The 7,908-nt window shown below is 64.8% G+C and carries 9 protein-coding genes; 8 read left to right on the top strand and 1 reads right to left on the bottom strand.

Annotated elements, in window-relative coordinates:
* Window positions 1–195 (top strand): hypothetical protein (locus MB818_RS03720; RefSeq protein WP_238903995.1); only part of this gene is annotated, 195 nt, incomplete at its 5' end.
* 75 nt (window positions 196–270) lie between these two features.
* On the opposite strand, the gene MB818_RS03715 is transcribed toward MB818_RS03720, so the two are convergent.
* Entirely contained in the window at window positions 271–1,488 is a 1,218-nt protein-coding gene (locus MB818_RS03715; RefSeq protein WP_238903993.1) for a cytochrome b/b6 domain-containing protein, read from the bottom strand.
* A gap of 161 nt (window positions 1,489–1,649) precedes the next feature.
* On the opposite strand from MB818_RS03715, the gene fabD reads away from it, so the two are divergent.
* From fabD to mltG, 7 genes are all read left to right on the top strand, one after another.
* Entirely contained in the window at window positions 1,650–2,588 is a 939-nt protein-coding gene (gene fabD, locus MB818_RS03710) for an ACP S-malonyltransferase (RefSeq protein ID WP_238903991.1), read from the top strand.
* 57 nt (window positions 2,589–2,645) lie between these two features.
* Window positions 2,646–3,383, top strand: coding sequence for a 3-oxoacyl-ACP reductase FabG (fabG, locus tag MB818_RS03705; protein WP_234137000.1), 738 nt, complete (start codon window positions 2,646–2,648; stop codon window positions 3,381–3,383).
* A gap of 211 nt (window positions 3,384–3,594) precedes the next feature.
* Window positions 3,595–3,828, top strand: a complete 234-nt coding sequence (locus MB818_RS03700; RefSeq protein ID WP_005982462.1) for an acyl carrier protein — start codon at window positions 3,595–3,597, stop codon at window positions 3,826–3,828.
* Between the two features lie 141 nt (window positions 3,829–3,969).
* The gene (locus tag MB818_RS03695) at window positions 3,970–4,509 is read left to right on the top strand and encodes a GNAT family N-acetyltransferase (protein ID WP_234136999.1); all 540 of its coding nucleotides are present in this window, start codon (window positions 3,970–3,972) and stop codon (window positions 4,507–4,509) included.
* 94 nt (window positions 4,510–4,603) lie between these two features.
* Window positions 4,604–5,347, top strand: coding sequence for a 1-(5-phosphoribosyl)-5-[(5-phosphoribosylamino)methylideneamino] imidazole-4-carboxamide isomerase (locus tag MB818_RS03690; protein WP_234136998.1), 744 nt, complete (start codon window positions 4,604–4,606; stop codon window positions 5,345–5,347).
* Between the two features lie 135 nt (window positions 5,348–5,482).
* Entirely contained in the window at window positions 5,483–6,748 is a 1,266-nt protein-coding gene (gene fabF / locus MB818_RS03685; protein WP_234136997.1) for a beta-ketoacyl-ACP synthase II, read from the top strand.
* The gene (gene mltG / locus MB818_RS03680) at window positions 6,748–7,902 is read left to right on the top strand and encodes an endolytic transglycosylase MltG (RefSeq protein ID WP_234136996.1); all 1,155 of its coding nucleotides are present in this window, start codon (window positions 6,748–6,750) and stop codon (window positions 7,900–7,902) included. Before fabF ends, mltG begins: the two co-directional genes overlap by 1 nt.
* Window positions 7,903–7,908 lie beyond the last annotated feature (6 nt).

Here is a 7,908-nt window from a genome sequence, read left to right as displayed (position 1 = left end):
ACAGCGCACCCTGCGCAACTTGCCTCGGTCCCATCATCAGCAACTCTCCTGCAAATCAAGAGAATTGAATCAGCAGCTAAAGCATCGCTCAAGCAGAGTTTTTCAACAGTATCTGCTGCATTGCCGCCATCCTTCACAGACAAGGCCCGAAGATATCTTCGAGCGTCACTTTTGGATATCGCGCTTCGCCGATAATGCGTTCGGCCCGGTGTTGCACCGTTTATTGCAAAAGGCCGGGCCCCTCGGGACCCGGCCTTTTGCATGTGCGGCTCAGCGTGAGGCGGTCAGGGAGACATCGACCGTGACCGGAAATTTCAGCGAGCTTTCATCCGGCATGTTGGCGCCGATCCCGAAATCGCGGCGGTCAAGGGTGACGGTACCGCGCATCCGGGCGGTATCGCCGTCAAGTTCCAGGTCAAAGGGCAGGGTGACCGGGACGCTGGCACCGCGCAGGTTCAGCATGCCCCGCGCCTCGTGGCCGGTTTCGGTACGGTGCAGCGTGGCGGTGAAATCGGCTGTGGGAAACTGTGCCGCGTCGAAGAAATCGGCCCCCATCGCCTGTGCGGTGACCGATCCCAGCGCCAGCGAGGGGATGGCGATGGTGACGGTGACCTCGCCTGCCGGGCCGGGTGTCTCGCGCGGATCATACTGGATGGCGGCGGTCCAGTCGGCAAAGCTGCCGCTGACCGCGCTGCCCAGCTGGGTGACGGAGATCGCCAGCGTGCCTTCGCTCACCTGCCAGTCGGACGCAACCGCCTGTAAGGCCGCGCTTTGCAACCCTGATGGTGCGTGCGGGGTTGATTGACTGTTCACCCATGTACCCGCGCCAAGCGCGCCCAGCCAGACCATCAGCGTCAGCAGCAGCGGCGTGGCGCTGTGGGCCTGTTTGGGCGGCGTGGGCAGGTCGATCCGGCCCGGCAGCATCCGCCGCAGGGTCGCGTCGTGGTCGATCAGGTGGTGTTTCAGTGCCCCCGCCACATGCAGTGCCAGCGCCCCCAGCAACACCAGCAGAAAGGCGCGGTGCAGCACTGCGGTGAGTTCCGCCAGGGCGGCGCTTTTGGGCACCATTGGCAGGGACTGGCCAAAAGGCCACCAGATCGGGGCAAAGCCTTCGGTCGCGGCATGGTGGATCCAGCCGCTGAGCGGCACCAGCACGAGCGCGCCATAGAGCAGCCAGTGCACGGTTTCCGCCGCCAGCGCCTCGGCCCGGTGGTCGGCGTTCAACAGCCCGGGGCGTTTCTGGGTTAGCGCCCAGAAGATGCGCAGCAAGGCCACCGCAAACAGAACGATCCCCAATGTCTTGTGCGCCGAGAACAGCCAGGCGGCGCGCGCGATCTCTTCGGCGCCGGCGCCCCCGGCTGTGGCCCGTTCTGCCGCCTGATCGGCGATCCAGCCCAGCGGCAGCAGGGTCAGGATCAAAAGCGCGGTCAGCCAGTGGAGGCTTTTGGCCACGCCACCATAGCTTGTTAGGGTGTTGGTCAGGGGCATCGCGCTCTCCGAATGGTCTTGGATGTCCGCAACCTGCTGTCTGTGTCGCCGGTGTACAATATGCGCCTTCGCACAGCTCCCGTGTCGGGATGCAGAGCTTGTGTGGCGCGGGCGGGGCGGCTACACCCGGCGTTAACGTTGCAGAAAGCGAAGGGACAGAGATGACGACCGCATTCGTGTTTCCCGGGCAGGGCGCCCAGACCATCGGCATGGGCAAGGCACTGGCCGAGGCCTATCCGGCCGCGCAGGCCGTGTTCGACGAGGTCGACGCCGCACTGGGCGAGAAGCTGAGCGCGCTGATCTGGGAAGGCGATATCGAGACCCTGACGCTGACGCAGAATGCGCAACCGGCGCTGATGGCGACCTCGATGGCGGCGATGCGCGCGCTCGAGGCCGAGGGTGTGGCCATCACCCAGGCCGCCTTTGTCGCCGGTCACTCGCTGGGCGAATATTCGGCGCTGGCCGCAGCCGGGGCGCTGAGCGTCGGCGATACCGCCCGGTTGCTGCGCACCCGAGGGCAAGCGATGCAGAGCGCGGTCCCGGTCGGGCAGGGCGCGATGGCGGCGATTCTGGGGCTCGATCTGACCGCGGTGCGCGAGGTTGCCGCCGAGGCGGCACAGGGCGAGGTCTGCCAGGCCGCCAATGACAACGATCCGACCCAGGTGGTCGTTTCGGGCGCCAAGGCGGCGGTCGAACGCGCCGCCGAGATCGCCAAGGCGAAAGGTGCCAAACGCGCCGTCATGCTGCCGGTCAGCGCTCCGTTCCACTGTGCCCTGATGCAGCCCGCCGCCGATGCCATGGCCGAGGCGCTGGCCGGGGTCGAGATCCAGGCCCCCGCGGTGCCGCTGGTGGCCAATGTGCGCGCCGAGGCGGTGAGCGATCCCGACCTGATCCGGCAACTGCTGGTCGAGCAGGTCACGGGGGCTGTTCGCTGGCGGGAAAGCGTCGAATACATGGCCGCGCAGGGCGTGACCGAGATCTGGGAGATCGGTGCGGGCAAGGCGCTGTCAGGCATGGTGCGCAAGATCAACCGCGACATCGCCTGCAAACCCGCGGGCACACCGGAAGATGTGCAAAAAATCCTTGCTGGCGACGCCTGAACCCACCTAAATTTGCAAGACCCGATCTGTCAGGTCGGGGATAAGAGGAATATGACCATGTTTGATCTGACCGGAAAGAATGCCCTGATTACCGGCGCTTCGGGTGGTATCGGCGGCGCGATCGCGCGTGCGCTGCATGCAGCCGGTGCCTCGGTCGTGCTGTCGGGCACCCGGATCGAGCCACTCCAGGCGCTGGCCGATGAGTTGGGCGAGCGCGCCCATGTGCTGACCTGCAACCTGAGCGACATGGCCGCGGTCGAGGCATTGCCGAAACAGGCCGCCGAAGTGCTGGGTTCGGTCGATATCCTGGTGAACAATGCCGGGATCACCCGCGACAACCTGTTCATGCGCATGTCGGATGACGAATGGCAGAGCGTGATCGACGTCAACCTGACGGCAACCATGAAACTGTGCAAGGGCGTGCTGCGCGGCATGATGAAGGCGCGCTGGGGCCGGATCGTGAACATCTCGTCGGTGGTGGGCGCCATCGGCAACCCCGGACAGGGCAACTATGCCGCCTCCAAGGCCGGGGTCATCGGCATGTCCAAATCGCTGGCCTATGAGGTGGCCAGCCGGGGAATCACCGTCAATGCGGTGGCGCCGGGCTTTATCACCACGGCGATGACCGACAAATTGACGGACGATCAGAAATCCGGCCTGTTGGCGCAGGTACCCGCCGGGCGCATGGGCTCGCCCGAGGAAATCGCGGCTGCGGTCCTGTATCTCGCCAGTCCCGAGGCCGCTTATGTGACCGGTTCCACCTTGCATGTGAATGGCGGTATGGCCATGTTGTGAGCGGCGCTGAGGCCGGACGCGAAAGCGTTTGCCAATGCGCGCGTCTGTGTTATAGGCGGCGCATCCTGAGGAAGGCCGGTCGATGGGGTCGGCCTTCTGCGTTACCCGGGACACCCCGGAACCTGAACCGCCCGGACCGGGCAAAACCAAGCCACCCCGAGCGGGCAAGGGCAGAAATGGGCCAGTGGCCCCGTAGGAATGAGGAACTGACATGAGCGACGTCGCAGATCGCGTTAAGAAGATCGTTGTGGAGCACCTGGGTGTCGAAGAAGACAAAGTGACCGAGAACGCCTCGTTCATTGACGACCTGGGCGCCGACAGCCTCGACACCGTCGAGCTGGTCATGGCCTTCGAAGAAGAGTTCGGCATCGAAATCCCGGACGACGCGGCCGAGACCATCCAGACCTTCGGCGACGCCGTCAAGTTCATCAGCGAAGCTTCCTGAGCTTCGACTGAGACCTGAAAGGTCAATAAGGCGCCTTCCCGCCGGGGGGGCGCCTTTTTTCTTGCGCGCGGCCGATTCCAGTTGCCAAATGTCTCTTTGCTTTGCACCTTGGGGTTGAGGCAGAGACAGGACGGGCGCGAAATGATCCGATCCATACCGATTTTGAATACCGGACGTCTGCGGCTGGCTGGGATGCGATCCGAGGATTTCGACCGCTATGCCGAGATTTGGGCGGACGAACAGGTGGTGCGCCATATCGGCGGCAAGCCCCGCAGCCGGGGCGAGTGCTGGGACGCTTTCCTGCGTAACGAAGGCCATTGGCACATGACCGGCTTTGGCCAATGGGGCGTGGTGATGCAGAAGACCCGCCGCCTGGTGGGCCAGGCCGGGTTCTTCTACAGCGGCCGCGACATGGGTCCCGATTTCGACGCCTATCCCGAGGCGGGCTGGGTACTGGCCCCCGAGGCGCAGGGCCAGGGTCTGGGGCGCGAGGCCGCGACGGCGGCGCATGACTGGTTCGACCGGGTGATTCCTGGCCGCCTGGTGGCGATGATCGCGCCGGACAACACGCCCTCGCTTGGGTTGGCGCAATCGCTGGGATATCGGCCCATGCGCGATGCCGAGTTCGGCGGCCGCACAGTGACGCTGATGCGGCGCGACGGGCCGCCCGGACAACGGTGACGCAATCGAGATCCGACACTCCGCTTTCAGCTAAGAGCGCCCCGCCTTATGCTGCAATAGATGCGCCTTGACATGTTTCAGCGGAGGAGCGGCCATGATCATCTACCCGACGATGGAATTGCAGAACGGACGGTGCGTGACCCTGGAAAGGGGGCGGCTGGATGCGCCCATGCTGTGGCATGTGGACCCGTTTGAAACGGTTTCCGGCTGGGCATCCGCCGGTGCCGAATGGATGCACTTGACCGATCTGGACGCGGTCGAGGGCGGTGACGGCAATGCGGAACTGGTCGAGCAGATCATCCGCAAGGCCGAGATCCCGGTGCAACTGGCGGGCGGCATGCGCACCCGCGAGCGGATCGAGCATTGGATCGACAAGGGCGCCGGGCGAATTGTCGTGGGCACACTTGCGGCGCGCGACCCCGCGCTGGTCAAGGAACTGGCCAAGCGGCACCCTGACCAGATCGTGCTGAGCGTCGATGTCTGGCAGGGCTATGTGATGACCGATGGCTGGCGCAGCCAGAGCGCCTATACGCCCGAGGCGTTTATCGACGCGTTCAGCGACACGCCGTTTGCCGCAATCGTGGTCACCGATATCGACAGCGATGTCGAGGAGGTCGAGGCCAAGTTGGGCCTGATCTCAGGGCTGGCCGCGCAGGCCCGCACCCCGGTCATCGCCAGCGGTGTGGTGCGCGCGGCCGACGATATCTCGCGGCTGGCCTATGTGCCCAATATCGCCGGCGCACTGGTGGGGCGGGCGTTGTTCCGCAAGGCGCTGTCGCTGGAAGACGCGCTGAGCATTGCCGCTGGCGCCCACGAGCGGGTGGCGCAGTTCCAGTAGAACCCGGCTGCACCCCGGACGTTCGAGACCAATGGGCAAGGGACCGCCGGGCTTGCCCGCACCCTTGCTCTTGCCCATATGGGTCCGGGCAGGGTATGAGCGGTTCTCGAACAGCAAGCAGGCAAGAGGCACTTCATGCGCAGAGTCGTTGTAACCGGACTGGGACTGATCACACCTTTGGCCAGCGGGGTCGAGGAAACCTGGTCCCGACTGCTGGAGGGACAATCGGGCGCGGGTCCGATCACGCGATTTGATGCGGTGGCATCGGGCGTCACCACGACCTATGCCTGCGAGGTCCCGCGTGGCGATGGCAGCGATGGCACCTTCAACCCCGATGACTGGATGCCGCCGAAAGAGCAGCGCAAGATCGAGGACTTCATCCTTTATTCCATCGCTGCCGCCGAAATGGCCTGCAAGGACGCCAACTGGCTGCCCGAGGACGAAGAGGACCGGTTGCGCACCGGCGTTCTGATCGGGTCGGGCATCGGCGGTCTGGGCTCGATCGCCGATACCGCAAACCTGATCAAGGAGAAGGGCCCCCGCCGGGTGTCGCCCTTCTTTATCCCCGGCGCGCTGATCAACCTGGCCTCGGGTCAGGTGTCGATCCGCCACGGGTTCAAGGGACCCAATCATTCGGTGGTGACCGCCTGTTCGACCGGCGCGCATGCCATTGGCGATGCCAGCCGGATCATCCGGGCCGGTGACGCAGATGTGATGATTGCCGGCGGTGGCGAGGCCTGTATCTGTGAGATCGGCATTGCGGGGTTCAACGCCTGCAAGGCGCTGTCGACGAAATATGCCGACAACCCCAAGGCCGCCAGCCGCCCCTATGACATTGATCGCGACGGGTTCGTGATGGGTGAGGGCGCCGGCATCGTGGTGCTGGAGGATTACGAGCACGCCAAGGCGCGCGGTGCCAAGATCTATGCCGAGGTGCTGGGTTATGGCATGTCGGGCGATGCCTATCACATCACTGCGCCGTCCGAGACGGGCGATGGGGCGGAACGCTCGATGCGCGCCGCGCTGCGCAGCGCCGGGCTGGAGCCGTCGGATCTGGATTACATCAACGCCCATGGCACCTCGACCATGGCCGACACGATCGAGCTGGGCGCGGTCGAGCGGCTGTTGGGCAACCATGCGGCCAATGTCACCATGTCCTCGACCAAATCGGCCACCGGGCACCTCTTGGGCGCCGCTGGTGCGATCGAGGCGATCTTTTCGATCCTGGCGATCCGCGATCAGGTGGCGCCGCCCACCATCAACCTGGACAATCCGGCGGTGGATACCCCGGTCGATCTGGCACCCAACGCCAAGCGGGCGCGCAAGATCGACGTGGCGCTGTCGAATTCCTTTGGCTTTGGCGGCACCAATGCGAGTGTGATCTTCGGAAAGGTCGACTGATGTGGCGGGCTCTTGCCTCGAACATGCTGACCGTTCTGGCGGTTGGCCTGTTCCTGCTGGCCGGTGTGATCCTGTGGGGCAAGTCGCAATATACCGCGCAGGGCCCGCTGGAAGAGGCGATCTGTCTTCAGGTCAAGAGCGGGTCGAACATGACCCGCGTCAGCCGCGATCTTGAGGCCTCGGGCGCGGTCAGCAGTGGCGCCATGTTCCGTATCAGTGCGCGCTACTCCGAAAAGGCGACACAGCTGAAGGCGGGCAGCTATCTGGTCAAGGAAGGTGCCTCGATGGAGGAGATCATCGACCAGATCACCCGTGGCGGCGCCAGCAGCTGCGGCACCGAGATCGTCTATCGCATCGGTGTCAATCGCCTGCTGCTGGAAGTGCGCGAACTGGATCCGGCGACAGAGCAATTCGTGGAACTGGTCGAGTTCGACCCCAGCGAGGGCGAGGCGCCTGCGGTCTATGCCGAGAAACGCGCCGAGCGCGACACCCGGTACCGGTTGGCCATGGCCGAGGGTGTGACCAGTTGGCAGGTGGTCGAGGGGCTGAAGGCCTGGGACGTGCTGGCGGGTGAGGTGGACGAGCTGCCGCGCGAGGGGCTGCTGGCACCCGACAGCTATGACGTGACGGTGGGGATGGAGCGCGCCGCGCTGCTGGCCCAGATGCAGGAGAAGCAGGAACTGCGGATCAATGCCGCTTGGGAGGCGCGCGTCGAGGGCCTGCCGCTGCAAAGCCGCGAGGAGATGCTGATCCTGGCCTCGATCATCGAGAAGGAAACCGGCGTGCCTGAAGAGCGCCGCCAGGTGGCCAGCGTGTTTGTCAACCGCCTGAACCGGGGCATGCGCCTGCAGACGGACCCGACCGTGATCTATGGCATCACCAAGGGTAGAGGGGTGCTGGGCCGGGGGCTGCGTCAAAGCGAGCTTCGCGGTGTAACGCCTTGGAATACTTATGTGATCGAAGGATTGCCGCCGACACCGATTGCCAATCCCGGATTGGCAAGCCTGGAGGCTGCGGTCAACCCCGACACCACCGATTATGTCTTTTTCGTTGCCGATGGCAGCGGCGGCCACGCCTTTGCCGAGACGTTGGAAGAGCATAACCGCAACGTCGCCAAATGGCGCGAGATCGAGGCCCAGCAACAGGGCAATTGACCACCG

The sequence above is a fragment of the Ruegeria alba genome, assembly GCF_022321465.1.
GTDB lineage: Bacteria > Pseudomonadota > Alphaproteobacteria > Rhodobacterales > Rhodobacteraceae > Ruegeria_B > Ruegeria_B alba.
The sequence above is the reverse complement of the archived record's forward strand: the minus strand, read 5'-3'. Positions and strand labels throughout refer to the sequence as shown.

Coding starts and splice junctions, on each gene's coding strand:
- MB818_RS03715 (WP_238903993.1), bottom strand. CDS start 1,488: ATGCCCCTGACCAACACCCTAACAAGCTATGGTGGCGTGGCCAAAAGC.
- fabD (WP_238903991.1), top strand. CDS start 1,650: ATGACGACCGCATTCGTGTTTCCCGGGCAGGGCGCCCAGACCATCGGC.
- fabG (WP_234137000.1), top strand. CDS start 2,646: ATGTTTGATCTGACCGGAAAGAATGCCCTGATTACCGGCGCTTCGGGT.
- MB818_RS03700 (WP_005982462.1), top strand. CDS start 3,595: ATGAGCGACGTCGCAGATCGCGTTAAGAAGATCGTTGTGGAGCACCTG.
- MB818_RS03695 (WP_234136999.1), top strand. CDS start 3,970: ATGATCCGATCCATACCGATTTTGAATACCGGACGTCTGCGGCTGGCT.
- MB818_RS03690 (WP_234136998.1), top strand. CDS start 4,604: ATGATCATCTACCCGACGATGGAATTGCAGAACGGACGGTGCGTGACC.
- fabF (WP_234136997.1), top strand. CDS start 5,483: ATGCGCAGAGTCGTTGTAACCGGACTGGGACTGATCACACCTTTGGCC.
- mltG (WP_234136996.1), top strand. CDS start 6,748: ATGTGGCGGGCTCTTGCCTCGAACATGCTGACCGTTCTGGCGGTTGGC.